Genomic DNA, 22,369 nt, shown 5'->3' with positions numbered 1-22,369 from the left:
GCGGCCGGGGCACGGTCCTGGGGCGACGTGCTCGATGAGCACGTTCCCGGCCGGTGGCGGCAAGAGACGCTGACGGTCAACTACCGCACACCCAGCGAAGTCATGGACACCGCCGCGGGTGCGCTCGCCGCGATCGATGCTCAGGTGCGCCCGCCGACTTCGGTGCGCTCGACCGGTGTGCGCCCGTGGGTACGTCCGGTCGGGTCCAGGACGCTGGCCGACGCCGTGGCCGAGGCGACGGCTGCCGAGGCCGATGCCGTCGCACCGGGCAACGTCGCGGTCATCGTCTCGGCCGCGGACCTCGATTCCGTCTATGCGGCGCTCGCGGCCGCGATGCCGTCCGCGGTGTCGCGGGTCGACAACTCCACCACGCTGGACTGGCCGGTCACGGTGCTGACCGTCGCCCAGGTCAAGGGGTTGGAGTTCGACGCCGTCGTTGTCGTGGAGCCCGCGCAGATCATGGCCGATTCCGCGCGGGGTGCGACCGACCTCTACGTCGCGCTCACCCGCCCGACCCAGCGCCTCGGCATCGTTCACGCTCAGGCACTGCCGGACGTTCTGGATCCCGCGACGCTAGAGGTGCGGGACGGGGCGTAGCCGGAATCACTCCTAGGCCGGAGCGACCTTGCGCAGCTGCTCCATGAACGCGCGGAACCAGTCCGGATGGTCCGGCCACGCACGTCCGGTCACCAGGTTGCCATCGACGATGGCCGCACCGTCGACAAAGGTGCCTCCGGCAGTCTCGACATCGACGGACAGCGCCGGGTAGGCCGAGCTGCGCCGGCCGTCCAAGGTCTTGGCCGCCGCCAGGAGCAGCGGGCCGTGGCACAACGCCGCCGTCGGGGCGCCGGCCTGCATGAAGTGCTGCACGATGCGCTGGGCATCCGGGTCGTTGCGGATGTACTCCGGTGCCCGCCCACCGGGCACGACGAGCGCGACGTAGTCGTTCGGGTCGACGTCGGCGAAGGCGATGTCCGCCGGCCAGGTGTGTCCGGGCTTCTCGGTGTAGGTGTCGAAGCCGTCGACGAAATCGTGCACGACGAACTGCAGCTTCTTCGCCGTCGGCGCGGCCACGTCGACCTCGTATCCCTCTTCGAGCAGCCGCTGATAGGGGTAGAAGAACTCCAGGTCCTCGGCGGCATCTCCGGTGAGGATCAGTACCTTGGGCATCGTGGACCTCCCTGTCCGCACATGGAGTCTGTGTTCTCCAGTTTCGGCGTTCTTGCGGCTGGATGCCAGGGCAGCTCGTCGAGATGATGAGATGGATTCGTGCAGCAGATCTTCCCGACTCCAGGCACCCTCGACGACCTCGACTCGCTCGCAGCGGCGTACGCCTACCCGCCGCTGACGGGGGACACCGCCTGGGTCCGGGCCAATATGGTGACAAGCATCGACGGCGCGGCTCAGGGGCCCAACGGGCGCTCGGCCACCATCTCCAGCCCGCCGGACCGGCGTGTGTTGTCCCTGTTGCGCGCCCTGGCCGACGTGGTACTCGTCGGCGCCACCACCGCACGGGTGGAGCGCTACGGCCCGGCCGAGCCGCACAAGGTCCTGGGTGAACGCCGGCAGCGGCAGGGCCGCCCGCCCGCAGCGCCGATCGCCGTGGTCAGCCGCAACCTCGACCTCGATCCCGCTGCCACACTGTTCAGCGCTGCGCCCGAACGCACGATCGTGCTCACCGTCGACGCCGCGCCGGCCGATCGCCTGGCGGCGCTGCGAGGCGTCGCCGACGTCGCCGTGGTCGGGCACACCAGCGTCGACGTCGACGCCGCGCTCGAGGCGCTGGTCGAGCGCGGACACACCCGGGTGCTGTGCGAAGGTGGCCCGCATCTGCTCGCGCACATCGTCGAAGCCGCCCGGCTCGATGAGCTGTGCCTGACCCTGACCCCGAAGATCGTCGGGGGCCACGCGACCCGGATGATCCAGACGCCCCGGCAGCTCAGCGGCGACTGGCGCCTCGCTCACCTCATCGAGGAAGGCGGCACGCTGTTGACGCGGTGGCTCGCCCCCGCCACATGATTCAGCTGAGGACGTCGGCGATGTCGAAGCGCACCGGCTCCTGAACCTGCTCGTACGTGCAACTACGCGGATCGCGGTCCGGCCGCCACCGGCGGAACTGCGCGGTGTGGCGGAACCGGTCGCCCTGCATGTGGTCGTAGGCGACCTCGACGACCAGCTCGGGCCGCAGCGGCTGCCACGACAGGTCCTTGCCGGCGTTCCAGCGGCTCTGCGCACCCGGCAGCCGAGCCGATTCGTGCGCCTCGGCCTTGGCCCACTGCGCCCACGGGTGGTGGTCGAGCTCGGCCTCGCTCATGCGGTAGGGCTCGAGCTCGTGCACGAGTTCGGCCCGGCGCTTCATCGGGAACGAAGCGCTCACCCCGACGTGATGCAGCACCCCGTCGTCGTCGTACAGGCCCAACAGCAGGGAACCGACCACGCCGCCGCTCTTGTGCCAGCGGAATCCGGCGACGACGCACTCCACCGTCCGGTCGTGCTTCACCTTGGTCATGGCCCGCTCCCCCGGCAGGTAGGCGCCGTCCGGCCGCTTGGCGATGATGCCGTCGAGGCCGGCCCCCTCGAACTGCTCGAACCACTGCTCGGCCTCGGCCACGTCGGACGTCGACCGTGTGAGGTGAATGGGCGCTGACACGTCGGCCAGCGCCTGCTCCAGAGCTGCGCGCCGCTCGGCGAACGGCTGCGGCATGTAGTCGGTGTCGTCCAGCGCGAGCAGGTCGAAGGCGACGAAGCTGGCTGGCGTGCGCTCGGCGAGCTCACGCACCCGTGACTCAGCGGGATGAATACGATCGAGCAGCCGGTCGAAGTCCAGCCGGTCGTCGGTCACGATCACGATCTCGCCGTCCACCACACACCGTTGCGGCAAGTTCTCACGCACGGCCGCCACCACTTCGGGGAAGTAGCGCGTCATCGGGCGCTCGTTCCGGCTGCCGATCTCCACCTCGTCTCCGTCCCGGAAGATGATGGCGCGGAAGCCGTCCCATTTGCCCTCGTAGTGCATCCCGGGCGGGATGGTCTTGGCCGAGCGGGCCAGCATGGGCGTCACGGGCGGCGACACTGGAAGGTCCATGCCGCCATCCTCGCCCATCAACCCGGGTTTGGTGTCACACTGGGGCTCAGACAGCCGGAGGTGCACCATGTCGTACGTCGTCGTGGTACTCGTCGAAGAACCTCTCGCCGACTGGGACGCCCGCCAGATCGTCGCGTTGCACGCCGAGGCTCCCGAACCGGTCCGCTATCACCTGCTCATTCCGGTCGAAGACGCTGCCAGCCGGGTCGAGTCGACCATCGGGTCGCTCGCCGCGAGCGAAGTCATGGGCACGGCTGCCATGTACGTCGACGAAGCCGACCTCGAGCGGGTGCACGAAGAGATCCGCGAAGCCAGCAGGCAGGCACTCGAACAATCGCTCAAGGCCTTCACCGCGCTCGGCGCCCAAGCCCAGGGCGAGGTGACCGCAAGCGACCCGCTCGAACGCCTGAGCGGGCTGGTCCATGAGTGCGGAGCCGCCGAGGTCATCATCCTCACCCGCCCCCACATCATCGCCGAACTGTTCCACGTCGACTGGACGAACCGGGCCCGGCGTAAACTCGAGGTCCCCGTGCTGCACCTGCTGGCTCGCAACGAGCCGGACTGGGAGACTGAGGCGGCACACGAAGACCACGAACCCCGCCCGGAGAACAACTCGACATGAGCGCAGCCATCGAGGTCGACGCCGGCTCACGCACCGTGAGGGTGTCCAACCCCGACAAGGTCTATTTTCCCGAGCGCGGCTTCACCAAGCGCGACGTCGTGGAGTACTTCCTCTCCGTCGGCGACGGCATTCTCGGTGCCTTGCGTGATCGGCCCACGACGCTCGAGCGCTGGCCCGGCGGTGTCTTCGAAGGCGCCAAGCTGTCCACCCGGCAGAACAACCGGGGCGATGCCTTCTACCAGAAGCGGGTTCCGAAAGGCGCCCCGCCCTGGGTCGAGACGGCGACCATCACCTTCCCCAGCGGGCGTACGGCCGACGAGGTCTGCCCGACCGAGCTCGCGGTCGTGGCGTGGGCGGCCAACCTCGGCACGTTGACGTTCCACCCGTGGCCGGTGCGCCGCACCGACGTCGATCATCCCGATCAGCTGCGGATCGATCTCGATCCGCAGTCCGGCACCGACTTCACCGACGCCGTCCGGGTGGCGCACGAGGCACGGGCGCTGTTACGCGAGAACGACCTCGACGGGTTCCCGAAGACCTCCGGCGGTCGCGGACTGCACCTGTACGTGCCGATCGAGCCCCGGTGGGACTTCGTCCAGGCCCGGCGGGCCGTCATCGCCTTCGGCCGCGAGCTGGCCCGGCGGATGCCCGACCTGGTGACGGTGGACTGGTGGAAGGAAGAGCGCGGCGAGCGCATCTTCATCGACTTCAATCAGATGGCCCGCGATCGCACCATCGCCTCGGCGTACTCGGTGCGCCCGAACCCTCGGGCCACGGTGTCCGCGCCGCTTCGCTGGGACGAGATCGACGACGCGCGCCCGGACGACTTCGACATCATGACGATGCCGGCCCGCTTCGCCGAGGTCGGCGACCTGCATGCTGCGGTGAACGACACGGCGTACTCCATCGAGGTGTTGCTCGAGATGGCCGCGCGCGACGAGCGCGATCACGGTCTCGGCGATATGCCGTACCCGCCCGACTACCCCAAGATGCCCGGCGAGCCCATGCGGGTCCAGCCCAGTCGGGCACGCAAGGTGACCAGCGACAACGGCTAGTCTCCCCGGCCGAGGTGCCGGTCGAGCCACGGGCCGATGACGCTCACCGGGTCCGCGCGCAGCTCGTCCACCGTGCCCGTCGCGACGATCCGGCCGCCCGCATCCCCGCCCTCCGGTCCCATGTCGATGATCCAGTCCGCATTGGCGACGAGGTCGAGGTCGTGCTCGACCACGATGACGGTGCCGCCCTGCTCGACGATCCGATCGAGCACGCCGACCAGCGTCGCCACGTCGCGCGGGTGCAGGCCGATGGTGGGCTCGTCGAACACGAACAGCGCGGTATCGTGCCGACGGCGCAGTTCGGTCGCCAGCCGCAGCCGCTGCGCCTCACCGCCGGACAGCGCAGGCGTCGGCTCGCCCAGGGTGAGGTACCCGAGCCCGACGTCCTCGAGTGTGGCGAGGATCCGCTGGAGTCTGCGCAGCGGAGCCGAGCGCCCGGTCACCTGCGCGTCGGGGCGCCGGCTCAGACGGGCGAACCAGTCGCGGGCATCGGTGACGGTCATGTGCAGCACGCCGGCGATGGACCTGCCGTCGACGACCGCCTCGAGCGTCTCCGGGTTGTACCGGTCGCCGTGACACTCCGGGCAGGTGACCGGGAGATCGGGCAGATACTGCAGGTCGAGCTCGAGCTCGCCGAGACCCTCGCAGACGGGGCACCGCCCCGCCGGGGTGTTGTACGAGAAGCGGCCCTTGTTCCAACCACGCTCACGGGCGAGGTCGGTGGTGGCGAAGAGCGTGCGGATCTCGTCGAATGCTCCCGAGTAGGTCGCCGGTGTCGAGCGGTCGTTCGCGCCGATCGGTGTGGCGTCGACGACCACGACCCGATCGATCCCTACAGGATCGATCGTGCGGACGTGCCGCGGGCGGGGCTGTGCCCTGATCTCGGCCAGAACGCCGGGGACGAGCGAGTCGAGCACGAGCGCTGTCTTACCCGCGCCCGATACTCCCGTCACGGCCGTCATCCGGTTCACCGGAAACTGTGCCGCGACGTCGTCCAGGTTGAACAGCTGCGAGACGTCGACGGCGACCACGCCGAGGTCGACGGAGGGAGCTCGGCGTTCGCGGACGACGATCTGCGCCGCGCCGGTGATGTACGGGCCGATGCGAGACTCCGGCAGCGCCGCCACCGCGGTCGGCGGTCCCTGGGCCACGAGCTGTCCGCCGTCGGCGCCCGCGTCCGGGCCGAGCTCGATGAGCTGCTCGGCCGAGTCGAGGATCTGGATGTCATGGTCGACGACGACGAGGGAATTGCCGTCGGCGACAAGTTCGAACAGCACCGTGATGAGGCCCTCGACCGCGGACGGATGCAGCCCGATCGACGGTTCGTCCAGGACGTAGAGCATGCCCGTCGTGCGGCGCATCGCGGTCGACTGCAGCTGGATGCGCTGACGCTCACCGGTCGAGAGCGTCTCCCCGGCTCGGTCGGGCGAGAGATAGCCCAGCCCCAGCGCAAGGAGTGGGCTCACCGCCTTCCGGAGCTCGCCGGCGAGGCGCCCGGCGGTGGGCGTCAGCGCTGGGGACGTCGCAGTCGCCTCCGTCTCGATGGCGTCGGCGAGCTCCGTGAGCCCCCGGAGCGGGGTGGCGAGAATCGCTGCGAGGTCGAGACCGGCGAGCCGCGACGTCAGCGCAGTTGGGGAAAGGCGGTTCCCTTGACACGTCGGGCATACCCGGCTGACGAGATACCGCTCGGCACCGGTCCTGCCGGACCCTGTCTCGTTGCCCGCCATCTTCCGCACGGAGTCGATCGCTGACTCGTACTCGGCGTTGAGCGGGAACGGCCGGCCGGTGCCGGACCGGATGACGATGTGCTTGCGCACCGGGTGCCCCGGACCGTCGATGACGAGACGCTGCTCGTCGGGCGTCAGGTCCCGCCACGGCACGTCGGTGCGCACGCCGAGCTCCGCCGCCACCAGCGGCATGTGCGAGCGGCCCAGCATGCGCCACGGGCCGATGGCGCCGTCGGTGAGCGACAGTGCATCGTCGACGACGAGCCGCTCACGGTCGACTTCCTTGGTCACGCCGAGGCCCTGGCAGGTGGGGCAGGCGCCGTGGGTGTTGAACGAGAACGACTCCGCCGACGGCAGCGGGGCGGTCTCGCCGCACGTCGGGCAGGTGATTCGCTCCGTGGCCCAGGTCTGCAGGTTCGGCCGCACCGCATGGCCGTTCGGGCACAGGTGCGTGCCGAGCCTGCTCATGGCTAGCCGCAGGACGGCGTTGACCTCGGTCATCGTGCCCACGGTGGATCGCGGCCCCGGCACCGGCGGGCGTTGCCGAAGCGCCAGCGCGGCCGGAAGGTAGTCGATCGAATCGACGTCCGGCGCCATCGCCTGGGTGATCCGGCGGCGGGCGAAGGTCGGTAGGCCGTCGAGGTAGCGGCGCGATCCTTCGGCATACAGGACGCCCATCGCGAGGGACGACTTGCCGGAGCCGGACACGCCGGTCAGCGCGACGAACCGGCCGAGCGGAACATCGAGGGCGAGATCGTTGAGATTGTTGACCCGGGCTCCGCGCACCTCGATGCTGGTAGGCGGCCCCCGGCGGTCATGCATACCGGTAACGGTAGTCGGCGAGCTTGTGTCGCCGCCGGTTCACGCACCACCACTGGTGGACGATGAGGCCATGTTCCGCAGGTCGCCGGGGTGCGCAATACGCGCGCGAACCGACTACCGTCGATCTCATGGGCTACGAGGTCGAGAAGAGCGACGCCGAATGGCGCGCCACACTGTCCGCCGAGGAATACCACGTCCTGCGCGAGGCCGGTACGGAACGGCCTGGTTCGAGCCCGCTCGAGCACGCTGACGACCAGCCGTACACGTACTCGTGCCGGGCCTGTGGGGCCGACCTGTTCGAAACGACGACGAAGTTCGACGCCCAGTGCGGGTGGCCGTCGTTCTACTCCCCCTTGGCCGAAGACCGCGTCGAATATCACGAAGATCGCAGCCTCGGCATGGCTCGTACCGAGGTCCGATGTGCCCGCTGCGGCTCGCATCTGGGTCACGTCTTCAAGGGCGAGGGGTTTCCCACGCCGACGGACCTGCGCTACTGCATCAACGGCATCGCGTTGAGCCGTCGTCCCGCCGAGCTCGGCACGTGACCGTCCGCTGTGCCGAGTGCGGCGGGTCCGGTGACTCGGCCGGGCACTGCCGAGTGCTGTTCGAACGCCTCCTCGCACTGGAGTTCTCCCACGTTGAGCCGTGGGGTCCGCTGCATGGGCTCACCGTCGCCGTTCACGCGCTGCAACATCCGGATCAGTTCGCTGCGACCGACCCGACCGGCTGGTGGACCAGCCTGCACGTGTACGTCGCGCACGGATTCGAGTCGGCTGCCCGGATGTGGGCCGGCGCGCCGGGCGGGAGCGGGGTGGCTCCGTTCACCGACACACCCCCGATGGCGCCCAAGCCCGCAGCGTTCACGGTGACCATCAGCGACGTCGCCGGCCCACAGCAGGATTTCCCGGCGTCCGGGCACGTTGAGCGAGTGGACCGGTGGGCGCGCGCCACTCACGCCGAGCTGATCGGTGTCTCGGCGTAAGCTGCGCCGCGTGGAGATTGATCGCACCATACATTCGGCCAGCTTCGGCGAGTTGGACGCCGCCACGTTGTATGCGTTGTTGAAGCTGCGCACGGATGTGTTCGTGGTCGAGCAAGGCGACCCGTACCCCGAGCTGGACGGGCGCGACACCGAACCCGGGACCGTGCACCTGTGGATGGCCCGCGGCTCCGACCTGATCGCCTACCTTCGCATTCTCGACGAGCCCGACGGGGCGGCCCGGATCGGCCGGGTCGTCGTCGCCGCCGACGCCCGCGGGAACGGCCTGGCCGGTGATCTGATGAGCGCCGCCCTGGACATGATCGGAAACCGCCGCTGCGTGCTCGAGGCGCAAACTCCGTTGACACAGTTCTACGCGCGCTACGGCTTCGTCCCCACCGGGCCGGAGTACGACGAAGGCGGCATCCGGCACATCCCGATGGCCCGAGATCGGTGACCGCTGACCTGGCGATGATCAGCATCGCCGCGGGACACGTGACGCTGACCGATCGGCGAACGCGGCGTCGGTGGGTGGCGGAGTTCGGAGCCTACGACATCGCCGCGGTCCAGGTGACTCAGGAGCTCTACGCCGCCGTCACCGGCTGTTGGCCGAGCACGATCCATGACCGGCGCCTGCCCGTGGTGAACGTGTCCTGGCCGGAAGCTGTCCGATTCTGCAACGCCGCTTCGCGGCGTGACGGTCTGCGCCCGGCGTATGCCCTGACCTCCGGGGACGAGGACGTCGTGTGGGACGTTGCGGCCGACGGCTATCGCCTGCCGACCGAGGCTGAATGGGAGTACGCGTGCCGTGCCGGTACGAGCCGCCCCCGCTACGGCCCGCTCGACGACATCGCCTGGTACCGCCACAACTCCAGTGAGCGGGTGCACGACGTCGGCGGCAAACGACCCAATGCGTGGGGCCTGTACGACACGCTCGGCAACGTGTGGGAATGGTGCTGGGACATCTACGACGCCGAAACCTACGGCTCGTATCGGGTCCTGCGCGGCGGCGGGTGGTTCGACGAGCACTGGAGCTGCCGGGCCGGAGTACGCCGGCGCAGCCATCCCACGTTCCAGATCGACGACGTCGGATTCCGCCTCGCCCGTTCGGTGGGGCACTGAACTGAGACGAAGCCCCGCCCACCCATCGTCCCCTGCAAGCCCATCCTGCTGTCGCAGTCAAGCCCTGGGCGGTTGCCCTGTTCAGTCCTAGCCGGTTGCCCAGTTAGGGCAATCGGTAGCCCTGCATTTCAAGCCCTTTCATCGCTTGATTTCGAACATGTGTGCGGTTGAATGGTGAGCAGTTGCATAGGCCGTACGCGGTTCTGGAGGTAGCGGTGGACGACGATGAGCATCAGCACGACAGTGAGAACGACGGCGAGTCGGGGCGCGATGACGATGAGAAGCGGCATGATGGTGAGTTCGCGGCGCAAGCAAGGCAACCACCCGGCCCGCTCCTGGCAGCCTGGCTGAGCGAGCTGAGTCTCGATGAGATCGAGACCCATGACCTGGTGCTCGCGGTCCAGGCCATTGACCGGCTCGTGGCTCATGTCGAGGCGTTGCAGGTGCAAGCGCTGGCCGAACTGTGCGAGCGCCCGGAATACGCGCGCTGTAGCTGCCCCGTCGACGTGCTGCACGAGCATCGCGCCATCGAACCCGCGGGTGACGAGGTGTCGCTGGCGTTGGCGTGGGCACCCGGGCGGGCCAAGAACCGCGTCGCGGCAGCAGTCGAGCTGGTCCACGATCTGCCCGACACCCTGACGGCGTTGACCTGCGGGCTGATCGATGCTGACAAGGCCCGCCTGATCGTCGAACGAACTCGCTGCTTGGGCGACGTGTCGCTGCGGCGCGAGGTCGAAGCACGGGTTCTGCCGATCGCCTCTCGCAAGACCCGGGCGCAACTGGACCGCGCAGTGCGCCGCGAGGTCATCGCCGCTGACCCCGACGCCGCTGAGCAGCGCCGTCGGACGGCGGCCGACCAACGCCGAGTGTCTCGGCCCGAACCGGCCGATCCCGGCGGCAACGACGGCATGGCGAGCATGAACCTGTGCGGCCCGGCCGAAGACCTCGCCGCGTTGTACACGGCTATCGACGCCGCCGCCCGCCGTGTTCGCGAGCAGGGCGACGAACGAAACCTCGACCAACTCCGCTTCGACACCTTGACCGGCCTCGGCTGGACCGGCCTCGACCTCGCCCACCTCGGCTGCTGCAATCCAGCCTGCACCGCCGTTGCCGCTACCACCGTTGCCGCCACCGACGACACCAGCGGCCGCGACACCACCAGCCCCGGCGCCACCAGCCCGAGCGCCACCGACACCGGCGCTGCCACCAGTCCCGGCGACCGCGACACCACCAGCCCCGGCGCCACCAGCCCGAGCGCGACCAGCACCGCCGCTGCCACCAGCTCCAACGACGCTCGCCATGGCGCTGACGGCACGAAGACCGCAGCGACCAGCGCCGATCGGCAGAGCGACGACGTCGCCTGGCTGGGGCGGCGGCATGGACGAGCGGCCGCCGTTGGTGTCACTGTCGCCGCATCGACCCTGTTCGGCGCAGACGAACAGCCGGGTTGGCTGGACGGGTTCGGACCCATCACCGCCGACGCCTCGCGGCGCATCAGCACCGAGGGCCCGTGGCGACGGCTCCTCACCGATCCTGTCACCCGCGAGCTGCTCGACTACGGGCGGACAACCTACGCGCCGCCGGCACGCCTGGCCGCGTTCGTCGCTGCACGCGACCGGACGTGTCGACTACCAACCTGCGAACACCCGGCCACTGCCGCGGACATCGACCACAAACAGCCGTTCAACCGCGGCGGAGCCACCAGCGCCGCCAACACGTGGGCGCTGCACGACGCTCACCACTTCGCCCGCACCCACCACGGCTACACCATTCACACCGATGCTCGGGGCATGACCTGGTGGACGACCCCCGCCGGCCTCCACTACGCCGTGGATCCCGAGATCATCGGCCCTGTCACCACGCCAAGCGCAGCAGCCGCCACATGCGTCGACGAACCAGCACCGTTCTGACGACGGCTGCGGTCTACGGCAACGCCGCCACCAGATCACCGGTCGACAGCCGCCGCCCGGTGTAGAAGGGAGTCTCCTCGCGCACATGCCTCCGTGTGACCGATCCCCGCAAGTGACGCATCAAGTCCACGATGCGGTGCAGTTCGTCAGCCTCGAAAGCCAGCATCCACTCGTAGTCACCGAGCGCGAACGACGCCACCGTGTTAGCCCGCACGTCCGGATATTCGCGCGCCATTTGCCCGTGCTCGGCGAGCATCGCGCGCCGCTCGCTGTCCGGCAGCAAGTACCACTCGTAGGAACGGACGAACGGATACACGCAGACATAGCCCCGCGGCTCCTCGTCGGCGAGGAAGGCCGGGATGTGGCTCTTGTTGAACTCCGCCGGCCGGTGCAGGGCCACCTGCGACCAGACGGGATCCATGCGCGATCCCAGCGCCGTCGAACGAAACCGCTGATAAGCGGTCTGCAGTTGCTCGATGTGCTCGCTGTGCCACCAGATCAGCACGTCGGCGTCGGCGCGCAGGCCCGAGACGTCGTACGTGCCTCGCACGACGACGTCCTTGCCGGCGAGCTCGGCGAACAGGTCATCGACCTCCGCGGCCATGGGCGCACGGTCTGCGGTGCCCAAGGGTTCACGCAGCCGGAAGACCGACCACATGGTGTAGCGGATCACCTGATTGAGCTCCCGGGCATTGACCCGAGGCGACGTTTCGCTCATGACCCGATCCTGACATGTTGCGCAGCCAGCTCGTCGACCACCCTGCGCGCTGCCGCTCGGGCGGAGGCCACGCACGCCGCCACGCCGACGCCGTCGTACAGCGCTCCGCAGACCGCAAGACCCGGTGTCGCGTCGACAGCCGCCCGAATCCGGGCCACCCGCTCGACATGGCCCACGGTGTACTGCGGTAACGCGCCACCCCAGCGCGTGACCCTCGAGTCGACGGGCGTGCCGGACAAGCCCGTCGCGTCACGCAGGTCAGCGAGTACTCCGGTCACCAGGTCCGCGTCGTCTCGTTGCAGCTCGGCGACCTGGCCGTGCCGGCCGATCGACGCCCGCAGCACCACGAGGTCACCGCTTGCCGCACCCAGCCACGGCCACTTCACCGACGAATACGTCACGGCCTTGACCAACCGGCCGTCCACGGGCGGCACCAGGAAACCCGACGTCGACGGCAGGGTCGGGAAGGCTGAGCGCGGCAGAGCCAGAGTGACGATGGCCATGCTGGCGGCTTCCACACCGGCCAATTCCGCCGCGGCGGCTGGGCACTCCGGGCGCAGCAGCCGAGCCGCCGGCGCGGCCGGAACGGCCATCACGACGGCGTCGACCTCGTCCACCTCCTGGCTGGGGACCGGACCGCTGACCACGCGCCATCCCTCGGCGCTGCGGTGCAGCTCGCGCACGGTCACTCCGGTGCGAAGCGTGGCCGCGCTGGCTGCTGCCACGGCGTCCGGGAGGCGCCCGACCCCGCCGCGCAGCCCGGCGAAGACCGGCCCGGCGACCGCGGGCGCGGCGGCGCGCACCGCTGCGACGGCGGCTCCCAGCGACCGATGCCGGCGCACCTGCTCCCCCAAGGCGGGCACGGTCGCATCCAGTGACAACTCATCGGCCCGCCCGGCGTACACCCCACCGAGCAGCGGCTCCACCAGGCGCTCAGCCACGGCCGGGCCGAATCGATCCCGGACCAGTCGCCCGATGGCGATGTCGCCGTCGATCGGCATGCCCGGCTCGTGTGCGTCGGCAGCGGCGCGAGCGATCTCGGCCTCGTCGAGCACCCCGCCGGTCGCCTCGGGTCGTTCCGGGACACCCATGACCGTGCCCGCGGGCAGAGCCGTCAGCTGGTCTCGCGTCCACAGCGCCGCTCCGACCCCAGCCGGGTGGACGGCGTCGTCACCCAGACCGACGGCCTGTGCCAGCTCCACCGCCTCGGGTCGTCGAGCCAGGAGCGACTCCGCGCCTTCGTCCACGGGCACACCGGCCACGTCCGACACCCGGAGGTGGCCGCCGATGGCCGACTTCTTCTCGTAGACGACGATGCGTGCGTCCTGCCCGAGGCCCTGACGGAGAAACCACGCCGCCGCCAGACCGCTGATACCGCCGCCGATCACGGCGACATTCGCTGGTGCGCCCGCTTCGTTGCTCACCCCACCAGGATGTCACGGCGTTGTGGCCGGATCGTGACCGGTCGCCGCGCAACCACGGCCCACCAGCACGCGTCTCACCTGCATTGAAGCCGGCCGGCCACGGAGCGGCATGATCAAGGAGGCATGATGCGACGAGCGACGACGCTGGGTGCGGCGACCGTCATGACCCTGTTGATGCTCACCGGATGCAGCAGTGGTGACAACGCCGCCTCCGGAAGGGGGGAGGCAGCCGCGCCCCGTGACGCCGACGGGGGCGGTGCCGCCGACGGGGGCGGTGCCGCCGACGGAGGCGGCGATGCCCAGGAGGAGGCCGGCACCGGCGGCCTCATCGAGCCGGCTGCCTTCACGGCGTCCGTCGGCGACATCATCTACACCGTCGATCTCACGATCCGCACCGGGAACGTCGCCGAGTCGGCGCGTACGGCTGCCGACATCGCCGCGGACTCCGGTGGCTTCGTCGCCGACGAGCAGGCCGACGATCACTCGGCGACCCTGACCCTGCGGGTGCCGTCGCAGGCTCACACCGAGATCGTCACGAAGCTCGAGGACCTGGGCGAGGTCACCGACCGCAACCGAACCGCCGAGGACGTCACCCAGGAAGTGGCCGACACGAAGTCGCGGATCGCCTCCCAGCGCGCGAGCATCGAGCGCATCCGGGCGCTGATGAACAAGGCGACCAACCTGGGCGACATCGTCGACATCGAGTCCGAACTGGCCGCACGCGAGGCCGACCTCGATGCCCTGCTGTCCCGCCAGCAGGAGCTGGCCGGCTTGACGTCGCTGGCCACGGTCACCGTGTCCCTGCTGGAGAAATCCGAGGACCCGCCCCAGCAGGACGACGACGATACCTACGGCGGCTTCCTGTCCGGGCTGGGCAGCGGCTGGAGCGCCTTCGTGGCGGCCGGTTCGGTCGCCCTGACCATCGCCGGTGCGCTGGTGCCGTTCGTCGTCCTCGCCCTGCTGGTCGGGATACCCGTCGTCGTGCTGGTGCGACGTCGCCGCGGATCCGGCTCCACTCCCCCGCCGGAGACCCCTCCGGCTCAGGCGCCAGCCGCCTGAACGCGGTCGACGACGCGCGCGAGCACATCCGGATCGGTGTCCGGCAGCACCCCGTGGCCGAGATTGAACACGTGGGCCGGTGCATTGCGCCCTTCGGCGATCACCCGGTCGACCTCGGCCTCGATCACCGACCAGTCGGCCCCGAGCAGGGCCGGGTCGAGGTTGCCCTGCACCGGCTTGCCGGGTACCCGTCTGGACGCCTCGTCCAACGGGAGCCGCCAGTCCACACCGACGACCTCCGCTCCGGCATCGCCCATGAGGCCCAGGAACTCCGAGGTGCCGACGCCGAAGTGAATCCGCGGGACGTCGGTGACCGCGCTGAGCACTTCGGTGCTGTGTGGCTGCACGAAACGTGCGTAGTCCGCTGCCGACAACGCCCCTGCCCACGAGTCGAACAGTTGAATCACACTGGCACCGGCGGCGATCTGAACCTGCAGGAACGTCGCCGAGATGCCGGCCACCCTGGACAACAGCTCGTGCCACAGGTCCGGGTCGCTGTGCATCATCGCCTTGGTGACCTGGTGGTGTTTCGACGGCCCGCCTTCTACCAGGTACGACGCCAGCGTGAACGGCGCGCCGGCGAAACCGATCAGCGGAGTGGCGCCCAACTCCTGGACGAGCGCCCGCACCGACTCGTCCACGAAGTCCACGTCATCGGGCTCGAGCGGGCGCAATTGCTCGAGGTCGTCACGGGAGCGGATGGGACGGGCGACCACCGGCCCCACGCCCGGTTTGATATCCACGTCCATCCCGATCGCCTTGAGTGGGACGACGATGTCGGAGTAGAACACGGCGGCGTCGACGCCGTAGCGCCGCACCGGCTGCAGGGTGATCTCGGTCACCATGTCCGGCCGCGCGCACGATTCCAGCATCGGCACGCCCTCACGGAGTCGGCGATATTCCGGGAGCGATCGCCCTGCCTGGCGCATGAACCACACCGGCGGGCGCTCGTCGCGGATCCCGCGGCAGGCACGGACGAATAGGCTGCTCGCGGCACCGGCCGCGTGGTCGTCGAAGGTCACGGTCACATCACCGATCGTCGCATGCCGGGCGTGCCTGCCTGACGCCACGGTCCATCCGGCCTAGTCTGCAGATTGTGGCAACGAGCACCGAAGGGGTACGCCCAGAGGTGCCGGCTGTCTTCGAGCACGCGGTGGAAACGTTGCACGCGGCGCAGTTCCGGGCCGAGATCCACCTCGAGGAGACCCCGGCGCCCAAGCGGCTCGCGCCTCATACGCACGCCCTGAGCGCGGACATCTTCGACGACAAGGCCGATGATGACCCCGTCGCTACGGGGCGGCTGGTGCTGCTGTACGACCCGGCTGGTCAAGAAGCCTGGCATGGGGAGTTCCGGCTGGTCACCTATGTGCGGGCCAGTCTGGAACCCGAGATGGGCAGCGATCCCCTGCTGCTGGCGGTGGGCTGGAGCTGGATGATCGACGCGCTGAACGCACGCTCGGCACCGTTCACCGCGGCCAGCGGCACCGTCACTCGGGTAGCCTCGGAGGGATTCGGCGGCATGGCCGGCGAGCTCGCCACTGCCGAGATCGAGATCCGCGCTTCGTGGACTCCTCTCGACAGTGAGCTGACGTCTCACGCGTTGGCTTGGGGCGACGCCCTCGGCACCGCCGCTGGGCTGATGCCGTTGCCCGCCGGAGTCGTAGCCCTGCCACAACCACGTACGAGGCCGAACCGTTGACGACTGACGAGTCCACGCCCCTGCTCGCCCCCCGAGACGGCCTTCCCAAGGTGGTCACCGAAGCCACTGAGCTGAAGCGGGTTGTCACCTCGTTCGCGGCCGCCGACGGACCGGTGGCCGTCGACGCCGAGCGGGCGTCGGGCTACCGCTATGGCCACCGTGCCTACCTCATCCAGCTTCGCCGTAACGGCGCTGGAACCGCCTTGATCGACCCGATCGCCGTTCCCGACCTGTCCGAGCTGGGCGCAGCGCTGGCCGATGCCGAGTGGGTCCTGCACGCGGCCTCCCAGGACCTCGCCTGCCTGGCCGACGTCGGCATGAGCCCGGTCACCTTGTTCGACACCGAACTGGCCGGGCGACTGCTCGGCCTGCCGCGGGTCGGCCTCGGGCCCCTGGTCGACAGCATTCTGGGCTACACCCTCGAGAAGGGGCACTCAGCCGCCGACTGGTCCACCCGTCCGCTGCCGGAGGAGTGGCTGCGTTACGCCGCACTCGACGTCGAGCTACTCATCGAGCTACGCGACGCGCTGGAGGAACAACTGCGCGCGGCGGGCAAGCTCGAGTGGGCACGCGAGGAGTTCGCGGCGCTGGCGCACACGAGTGCACCGCCGCCGCGTGCGGACCCATGGCGACGTACGTCCGGGCTCCATCGCGTCCGCGACCGTCGCAAGCTCGCCGCCGTGCGCAACCTGTGGTACGCCCGTGACGACCTCGCTCGGCAGCGAGACCTGTCACCGGGACGCGTCCTGCCTGACGCCGCGATCATCGACGCGGCGTTGACCATGCCTGCCTCACCCGAGGCGTTGGCGGCGATGCCCGTCTTCCGCGGGCGGGCGCAACGGCGCGAGATCGGGCGCTGGTTCGCCGCCATCGCCGAGGCCAAGAACGCCTCCGAGGCGGACCTGCCGTCCCAGACCGCGCCCTACGACGGTCCTCCCCCGCCGCGTTCGTGGGCCTCCCGCCAGCCTGACGCCGCCGTCCGGCTGGCCGCTGCCCGCGCCAGCGTCGTCGAAATCGCCGAGAAGCACACCCTGCCAGTGGAGAACCTCTTGGCCCCCGACACGCTGCGGCGCGCCGCGTGGGATCCGCCGGACCCGCCCACGGAGCAAGCTGTGGCCGAGGTGTTCCGGCAGCGTGGGGCGCGGGAGTGGCAGATCCGGCTCACTGCCGCCGCCGTCGCCGAAGCGTTCAGCGAACCGGCCGCGTGAGCTCAGCTGCCGGCGGCTGTCAGTGCGGGCTCGCGGAGCGATGGAACCGCTCGCGCGCCACGGTCCAGGCGTAGCGGTCGAACCTGCCGTCGTCACGGATGGCGTCGACGGCGTCGTAGGCCATCAGCAGCGCCTGGTCGATGTTGTCGAGCAAGAACAGGCCCTGCCGGCCCAGGGTGACGACTCGGCGGATCATCCGGGCCCACGTGTCGACGTCGCTGAAGTCGTTCTCGTAGCCGGCCCGGTAGATCGGATAGACCTGCCCGATGCGGCGGGTCTCGACGTGCGAGCGACGGACGCCCGGCAGGCCGGTCAACCCCAGCGTCTCGTCGACCAGATCGGCCAGTGACTCGTCGTCGAGGCCCCACACCTCGTCGGTCATGGCGCAAGGGATCTCCGCGCACAGCACCGAGCGGTCCGTGGGGTCGTCCGGATTGTCGCGGTAGTTCGTGGGCTCGGAAATGCGCACCACCGGGGTGCGTGGGTCGGGGATGTCGTGGGAGTCGTGCGGTGTCCACCGACCACCTTCGTGCACCACGTAGACCAGGAGCATCGCGCGATAGCGCAGCCGGGCCGACGACTCGATGGACGTCAGCGACGGCGCCGGCCGCGAGATACGGGCCAGCACCGGCAACGGCAGTGTCGAGAACACCAGGCCGCCGGTGATGACGTCGGAGTCCTGGGTGCTCACCTCGACCTCCTCCTCGGTCACGCGCACCCGGTCGACTTCGGCCTCGCAGCGGATCTCGACACCGGCGTCGGTGGCGGCCGAGGCCAGCGACTCCACGAGTTGTCCGAACCCGGTGCGTGGGTAGTAGTAGCCGCCAGGCTTGGCGGATTTCCCTCGCCCGCTGCGCACCATGGCTCGTCCGGCCACCCGCAGCGCCCCGAGCCGGGCCGTGTGCCGCCGGGCGTGCTCGGAGCTGATGCGATCGCCGGGCATGCCCCACTGCTTCTCGGCGAGCGGGCCGTAGACACGGTCGTAGATGGCACTGCCCACCCGGGAACGCACGACCGCGTCGTAGGTGTCGGACTCCGCCCGGCGGAACGCCGACAATGCGGAATCGCGAGCCACCCGGGCCAACAACGACGGAGGCAGTCGCCGGGCGACCTCGTCAGCGCGCAACGGCAGCGTCAGCCATTGCTCACCCATTCGGATCCGGCTGCTGCGCCGCCGATGCTGCAGGTCGCTACCGAGCAGGCCCTGCAGGTCCGACAGCAGGTGCGCCGGCGTGTTCGGGTCGAGCCGGTGCGAGCCTTGGTCGACGCGCACCCCAGCGACCTCGAACGAGGCAGCCAACCCGCCGACGTGGTCGGCGCGCTCGAGCAGCGCCACCTTCATGCCGCGTTGGGCAGCACGCCACGCGGCGGCGAGCCCGGCAGGCCCGGCACCGATGACGATCAGATCGTAAGAACCGCCCATGTGGCCGCTCAGCCTATCCCCTCGCCCTGGGTCGGTGTACTCCCGGTCCGTGTCCCGAGCACACGGTGCTCGGACGCGTCTGGCCGACCCGCTTCCCGTCCCCGGTTACCGACGAGTAGCATCGGTGCCACGATCCGCCCGAACCGATCGAGGAGGGCCAGGTGCCTCGTCCAGCAAGGCCTGTCCGTGACGTCGTCTTCGTCGACGGCGTACGTACGCCGTTCGGCAAGGCCGGACCCAACGGCATGTACCACGAGACTCGTGCCGACGATCTCGTCATCCACTGCATCCGCGAGCTGCTGCGCCGCAACCCGTCGCTGCCACCCGAACGCATCGACGACGTCGCCATCGCGGCCACGACGCAGATCGGCGACCAGGGCTTGACCATCGGGCGCAGCGCGGCGATCCTCGCCGGCCTGCCGCGCAGCGTCCCTGGCTTCGCGCTCGACCGGATGTGCGCCGGTGCGATGACCGCCGTCACCACGACCGCGGGCGGTATCGCCTTCGGTGCCTACGACGTCGTCCTGGCCGGTGGCGTCGAGCACATGGGGCGTCATCCGATGGGTGAGGGCGTCGACCCCAACCCACGGTTCCTGGCCGAGAAGCTCGTCGACCCCTCCGCGCTGGTCATGGGCAACACCGCTGAGAACCTGCACGACCGCTTCCCGCACCTGACCAAGCAGCGCGCCGACGCGTTCGCCGCGGCGAGCCAGGCCAAGCTGGCCAAAGCCTACGCCGACGGCCGCATCCAGCCCGATCTCGTCCCCGTGGCCACCCGCAGCACCGAATCCGGCTGGGGCCTGGCCACCGCCGACGAACCACCCCGGCCGGGCACCACGGTCGAAGACCTGGCCGGGCTGAAGACGCCGTTCCGCCCGCACGGCCGCGTCACCGCTGGTAACGCCGCCGGGCTCAACGACGGCGCCACCGCGGCCGTGCTCGCCGGGGCCGACGCGGCCGCCGACCTCGGGCTGCGGCCCAAGATGCGGCTGGTCACCTACGCCTTCGCCGGGGTCGAACCGGAGTTCATGGGCACCGGCCCGGTGCCCGCCACGGAGAAGGCCCTGGCCAAGGCCGGGCTGTCCATCGATGACATCGGCTTGTTCGAGATCAACGAGGCCTTCGCCGTCCAGGTGCTCGCCTTCCTCGACCACTTCGGCATCGCTGACGACGACCCGCGCGTCAACCCGTACGGCGGCGCCATCGCCGTCGGGCACCCGCTCGCGTCGTCCGGCGTGCGGCTGATGAACCAGCTGGCACGGCAGTTCGAGGAGCACCCCGAGGTCCGGTTCGGCATGACCACCATGTGTGTCGGCCTGGGCATGGGCGGCACGGTCATCTGGGAGAACCCGCACCACGCGGACTACGACGCCGAGGAGGCCACGGCTTGATGCCCGACATCGACTTCACCTCGCTGTTCCCCGACGAGGTCGTCACGAAGGCACATGTGCGCTTCGTCGAGTTGCCGCTCGGCGCGGGCCGCGCCGGGCTCATCACTCTCGACAACGGTCACGACCACACGAAGCCGAACACCCTGGGTCCTGCCTCCCTGCTCGAACTCGAGCGTGCCATCGACGCCGCGCATGCCGAGCCCGGCGTGGTCGCCGTCGCCGTCACCGGCAAGCCGTTCATCCTGGCTGCCGGTGCCGACCTCAACGGCATGTCCTTGATCACCCGGCGAGAGCAGGCCGTCGAACTGGGTCGGCTCGGTCACCGCGTGTTCGGCAAGCTCGGTTCCGGGCCGGTGCCCTCGTTCGGCTTCATCAACGGCATGGCCCTGGGCGGCGGCCTCGAAGTGGCGCTGAACTGCACCTACCGGACCGTGTCCACAGCGGCCCGCGGAATCGCGCTGCCCGAGGTGTTCCTCGGTCTCGTCCCGGGGTGGGGCGGCGCCTGGCTGTTGCCGAACCTGATCGGGCCTGACGCCGCGGTGAAGGTCATCATCGAGAACGCGCTGAACCAGAACCGGATGATGGACGGACCGGCGGTCGCCGAGCTCGGCATCGCCGATGTCGCCCTCGAACCGGCCGACTACCTCGCGCAGTCGTTGTTGTGGGCCGCCCAGGTGATCCGGGGCGACGTGCAGGTGCAACGCCCCGAGGTGCCGCGTTCCGCCGAGGCGTGGGAGGCCGCCGTCGCCCGCGGGCGGGCCGTGGCCGACGGCCGGCTGCATGGCGCGGCCCCCGCGCCGTACCGCGCGCTGGAGCTCATCGCCGCTGCGCGCACCGCCAGTCGCGACGACGGGTTCGCCGCCGAAGACGAAGCCCTGGGCGACCTCGTGATGGGCGACGAGCTGCGGTCCGGGGTCTACGCCTTCGACCTCACGCAACGGCGCGCAAAGCGCCCGGCCGGTGCCCCGGACCCCAAGCTGGCCCGCCCGGTCACCAAGGTCGGCGTCGTCGGCGCCGGTCTCATGGCCAGTCAGCTGGCGCTGTTGTTCGCTCGGCGGCTCGAGGTTCCGGTCGTCCTGACCGACCTCGACGACGAGCGAGTGCGCGCCGGCGTGGACCGCGTACACGCCGAGATCGACAAGCTGCTGGGCAAGGCCCGCATCTCCGCCGACCACGCCAATCGCCTCAAGGGCCTGGTCACCGGGTCCACGGACATGGCGGTGTTCGCCGACGCCGACTTCGTCATCGAGGCCGTCTTCGAGGAGATGACGGTCAAACAGCAGGTCTTCGCCCAGCTCGAGGGGATCGTGGACCCCGCCTGTGTGCTGGCGACCAACACGTCGTCGCTGTCGGTCACCGAGATGGCGTCGAAGCTCAAGCATCCTGAGCGCGTCGTCGGCTTCCACTTCTTCAACCCGGTGGCCGTCCTGCCGCTGGTCGAGGTCATCCGGGCCGAGCGCACCGACGACGAGACCCTGGCGACGGCGTTCGCCGTGGGCAAGACGCTGAAGAAGTCGTGCGTGCTCGTGAAGGACGCGCCGGGCTTCGTGGTCAATCGCGTGCTCATTCGCTTGATGAGCGAAATCAACGCGGCCGCCGACGAGGGAACCCCGGTAGCGGTCGCCGACAACGCCCTCGCCCCACTCGGTCTGCCGATGTCGCCGTTCGTGCTGCTCCAGTTGGTAGGCCCGGCAGTGGCGCTACACGTCACCGAGACGCTGCACGAGGCGTTCCCCGACCGGTTCATCGTCTCGGAAAACCTGCGCCGGCTGGTCGAGGCGGGCAAGCCCGGCATCTGGTCCTGGGACGATCAGGGCAAGCCGTACCTCGACGACGACACGGCTGCGCTGTTCGAGCAGGGTGACGTGGAGCTGAGCGCCGAACAGGTGCACGACCGCGCGATGACCGCCGTCGCGCAGGAGATCCGGTTGATGCTCGATGAGCAGGTCGTGGCTGAGCCGCAGGACATCGACCTGTGCTTGCTGCTCGGCGCCGGCTGGCCGTTCCACCTCGGTGGCATCACGCCCTACCTCGACCGCACCGGGATCGCCGAGAAGGCGACCGGGCGGCGGTTCCTGCCGCGAGGCGTTGCCAGCCCGCCGGAGCCCTGAGCCGGCGCAGCGGC

21 protein-coding genes are annotated in these 22,369 nt (G+C 69.9%); 14 read left to right on the top strand and 7 right to left on the bottom strand.

Annotation, left to right across the window (positions count from 1 at the left end):
• Positions 1-597: ATP-binding domain-containing protein (locus tag M6444_RS03810; protein ID WP_298323334.1), on the top strand; the 597-nt coding region annotated here is incomplete at its 5' end.
• Between the two features lie 12 nt (positions 598-609).
• On the opposite strand, the gene M6444_RS03805 is transcribed toward M6444_RS03810, so the two are convergent.
• Complete coding sequence (locus M6444_RS03805; RefSeq protein WP_298323333.1) at positions 610-1,170, bottom strand: DJ-1/PfpI family protein; 561 nt, start codon at positions 1,168-1,170, stop codon at positions 610-612.
• A 99-nt stretch (positions 1,171-1,269) separates the two neighbouring features.
• Between M6444_RS03805 and M6444_RS03800 the strand changes: the two genes are divergently transcribed.
• Entirely contained in the window at positions 1,270-2,019 is a 750-nt protein-coding gene (locus M6444_RS03800; protein WP_298323332.1) for a pyrimidine reductase family protein, read from the top strand.
• A gap of 1 nt (position 2,020) precedes the next feature.
• Here M6444_RS03800 and M6444_RS03795 read toward each other — a convergent pair whose 3' ends face one another.
• On the bottom strand, positions 2,021-3,085 hold the full coding sequence (locus M6444_RS03795; protein WP_298323330.1) for an ATP-dependent DNA ligase: 1,065 nt from the start codon (positions 3,083-3,085) through the stop codon (positions 2,021-2,023).
• 67 nt (positions 3,086-3,152) lie between these two features.
• On the opposite strand from M6444_RS03795, the gene M6444_RS03790 reads away from it, so the two are divergent.
• Both M6444_RS03790 and ligD read left to right on the top strand, forming a co-directional pair.
• Positions 3,153-3,707: a hypothetical protein gene (locus M6444_RS03790; protein WP_298323329.1), complete on the top strand. Its 555-nt coding sequence runs from the start codon at positions 3,153-3,155 to the stop codon at positions 3,705-3,707.
• A complete protein-coding gene (ligD, locus tag M6444_RS03785) occupies positions 3,704-4,762 on the top strand; it encodes a non-homologous end-joining DNA ligase (protein WP_298323328.1) in 1,059 nt (352 codons plus the stop codon). Before M6444_RS03790 ends, ligD begins: the two co-directional genes overlap by 4 nt.
• Here ligD and M6444_RS03780 read toward each other — a convergent pair.
• Positions 4,759-7,311 carry an excinuclease ABC subunit UvrA gene (locus tag M6444_RS03780; RefSeq protein WP_298323327.1) on the bottom strand — a complete coding sequence of 851 codons (2,553 nt, stop codon included), beginning with the start codon at positions 7,309-7,311 and terminating at the stop codon, positions 4,759-4,761. The genes ligD and M6444_RS03780 overlap by 4 nt on opposite strands.
• A gap of 128 nt (positions 7,312-7,439) precedes the next feature.
• On the opposite strand from M6444_RS03780, the gene msrB reads away from it, so the two are divergent.
• The 5 genes from msrB (at position 7,440) to M6444_RS03755 (ending at position 11,322) form a co-directional block, all read left to right on the top strand.
• Entirely contained in the window at positions 7,440-7,856 is a 417-nt protein-coding gene (gene msrB, locus M6444_RS03775) for a peptide-methionine (R)-S-oxide reductase MsrB (protein ID WP_298323325.1), read from the top strand.
• Entirely contained in the window at positions 7,853-8,293 is a 441-nt protein-coding gene (locus tag M6444_RS03770) for a DUF5946 family protein (RefSeq protein WP_298323324.1), read from the top strand. The genes msrB and M6444_RS03770 overlap by 4 nt, the downstream gene beginning before the upstream one ends.
• A gap of 10 nt (positions 8,294-8,303) precedes the next feature.
• Positions 8,304-8,747 carry a GNAT family N-acetyltransferase gene (locus M6444_RS03765; RefSeq protein ID WP_298323322.1) on the top strand — a complete coding sequence of 148 codons (444 nt, stop codon included), beginning with the start codon at positions 8,304-8,306 and terminating at the stop codon, positions 8,745-8,747.
• Between the two features lie 14 nt (positions 8,748-8,761).
• The gene (locus M6444_RS03760; RefSeq protein WP_363326226.1) at positions 8,762-9,412 is read left to right on the top strand and encodes a formylglycine-generating enzyme family protein; all 651 of its coding nucleotides are present in this window, start codon (positions 8,762-8,764) and stop codon (positions 9,410-9,412) included.
• Positions 9,413-9,627: 215 nt separating this feature from the next.
• The gene (locus tag M6444_RS03755; protein ID WP_298323320.1) at positions 9,628-11,322 is read left to right on the top strand and encodes a DUF222 domain-containing protein; all 1,695 of its coding nucleotides are present in this window, start codon (positions 9,628-9,630) and stop codon (positions 11,320-11,322) included.
• A 13-nt stretch (positions 11,323-11,335) separates the two neighbouring features.
• Here the strand turns inward: M6444_RS03755 and hemQ are convergent, their stop codons facing one another.
• The gene (hemQ, locus tag M6444_RS03750) at positions 11,336-12,040 is read right to left on the bottom strand and encodes a hydrogen peroxide-dependent heme synthase (RefSeq protein WP_298323317.1); all 705 of its coding nucleotides are present in this window, start codon (positions 12,038-12,040) and stop codon (positions 11,336-11,338) included.
• Positions 12,037-13,464 carry a protoporphyrinogen oxidase gene (gene hemG / locus M6444_RS03745; protein ID WP_298323316.1) on the bottom strand — a complete coding sequence of 476 codons (1,428 nt, stop codon included), beginning with the start codon at positions 13,462-13,464 and terminating at the stop codon, positions 12,037-12,039. The genes hemQ and hemG overlap by 4 nt, the downstream gene beginning before the upstream one ends.
• Before the next feature lie 123 nt (positions 13,465-13,587).
• On the opposite strand from hemG, the gene M6444_RS03740 reads away from it, so the two are divergent.
• Complete coding sequence (locus M6444_RS03740; protein WP_298323315.1) at positions 13,588-14,523, top strand: DUF4349 domain-containing protein; 936 nt, start codon at positions 13,588-13,590, stop codon at positions 14,521-14,523.
• On the opposite strand, the gene hemE is transcribed toward M6444_RS03740, so the two are convergent.
• Positions 14,505-15,482, bottom strand: coding sequence for a uroporphyrinogen decarboxylase (hemE, locus tag M6444_RS03735; protein ID WP_363326225.1), 978 nt, complete (start codon positions 15,480-15,482; stop codon positions 14,505-14,507). The two genes, M6444_RS03740 and hemE, sit on opposite strands and share 19 nt — an antisense overlap.
• Positions 15,483-15,619: 137 nt before the next feature.
• Between hemE and M6444_RS03730 the strand changes: the two genes are divergently transcribed.
• Positions 15,620-16,222, top strand: a complete 603-nt coding sequence (locus M6444_RS03730; RefSeq protein WP_298323313.1) for a DUF3000 domain-containing protein — start codon at positions 15,620-15,622, stop codon at positions 16,220-16,222.
• Positions 16,219-17,430, top strand: a complete 1,212-nt coding sequence (locus M6444_RS03725; protein WP_298323312.1) for an HRDC domain-containing protein — start codon at positions 16,219-16,221, stop codon at positions 17,428-17,430. Before M6444_RS03730 ends, M6444_RS03725 begins: the two co-directional genes overlap by 4 nt.
• 19 nt (positions 17,431-17,449) lie before the next feature.
• Here the strand turns inward: M6444_RS03725 and M6444_RS03720 are convergent, their stop codons facing one another.
• Positions 17,450-18,853 (bottom strand): FAD-dependent oxidoreductase, encoded by a 1,404-nt coding sequence (locus M6444_RS03720; protein WP_298323311.1) that lies wholly within the window; start codon positions 18,851-18,853, stop codon positions 17,450-17,452.
• Positions 18,854-19,014: 161 nt separating this feature from the next.
• Between M6444_RS03720 and M6444_RS03715 the strand changes: the two genes are divergently transcribed.
• Positions 19,015-20,244, top strand: a complete 1,230-nt coding sequence (locus M6444_RS03715) for an acetyl-CoA C-acyltransferase (RefSeq protein ID WP_298323309.1) — start codon at positions 19,015-19,017, stop codon at positions 20,242-20,244.
• Positions 20,244-22,355: a 3-hydroxyacyl-CoA dehydrogenase NAD-binding domain-containing protein gene (locus tag M6444_RS03710; RefSeq protein ID WP_298323308.1), complete on the top strand. Its 2,112-nt coding sequence runs from the start codon at positions 20,244-20,246 to the stop codon at positions 22,353-22,355. The genes M6444_RS03715 and M6444_RS03710 overlap by 1 nt, the downstream gene beginning before the upstream one ends.
• Positions 22,356-22,369 lie beyond the last annotated feature (14 nt).

Origin of the sequence: Haloactinopolyspora sp. (genome assembly GCF_027324685.1) — a bacterium.
Classification (GTDB): Bacteria; Actinomycetota; Actinomycetes; order Jiangellales; family Jiangellaceae; genus Haloactinopolyspora.
The sequence above is the reverse complement of the archived record's forward strand: the minus strand, read 5'-3'. Positions and strand labels throughout refer to the sequence as shown.

What these genes read in the sequence shown, in the direction of transcription:
- hemQ (WP_298323317.1), bottom strand. Translation starts at nt 12,040, where the DNA reads ATGAGCGAAACGTCGCCTCGGGTCAATGCCCGGGAGCTCAATCAGGTG.
- M6444_RS03790 (WP_298323329.1), top strand. Translation starts at nt 3,153, where the DNA reads ATGTCGTACGTCGTCGTGGTACTCGTCGAAGAACCTCTCGCCGACTGG.
- M6444_RS03795 (WP_298323330.1), bottom strand. Translation starts at nt 3,085, where the DNA reads ATGGACCTTCCAGTGTCGCCGCCCGTGACGCCCATGCTGGCCCGCTCG.
- M6444_RS03720 (WP_298323311.1), bottom strand. Translation starts at nt 18,853, where the DNA reads ATGGGCGGTTCTTACGATCTGATCGTCATCGGTGCCGGGCCTGCCGGG.
- ligD (WP_298323328.1), top strand. Translation starts at nt 3,704, where the DNA reads ATGAGCGCAGCCATCGAGGTCGACGCCGGCTCACGCACCGTGAGGGTG.
- M6444_RS03760 (WP_363326226.1), top strand. Translation starts at nt 8,762, where the DNA reads ATGATCAGCATCGCCGCGGGACACGTGACGCTGACCGATCGGCGAACG.
- M6444_RS03710 (WP_298323308.1), top strand. Translation starts at nt 20,244, where the DNA reads ATGCCCGACATCGACTTCACCTCGCTGTTCCCCGACGAGGTCGTCACG.
- M6444_RS03740 (WP_298323315.1), top strand. Translation starts at nt 13,588, where the DNA reads ATGATGCGACGAGCGACGACGCTGGGTGCGGCGACCGTCATGACCCTG.
- M6444_RS03805 (WP_298323333.1), bottom strand. Translation starts at nt 1,170, where the DNA reads ATGCCCAAGGTACTGATCCTCACCGGAGATGCCGCCGAGGACCTGGAG.
- M6444_RS03780 (WP_298323327.1), bottom strand. Translation starts at nt 7,311, where the DNA reads ATGCATGACCGCCGGGGGCCGCCTACCAGCATCGAGGTGCGCGGAGCC.
- msrB (WP_298323325.1), top strand. Translation starts at nt 7,440, where the DNA reads ATGGGCTACGAGGTCGAGAAGAGCGACGCCGAATGGCGCGCCACACTG.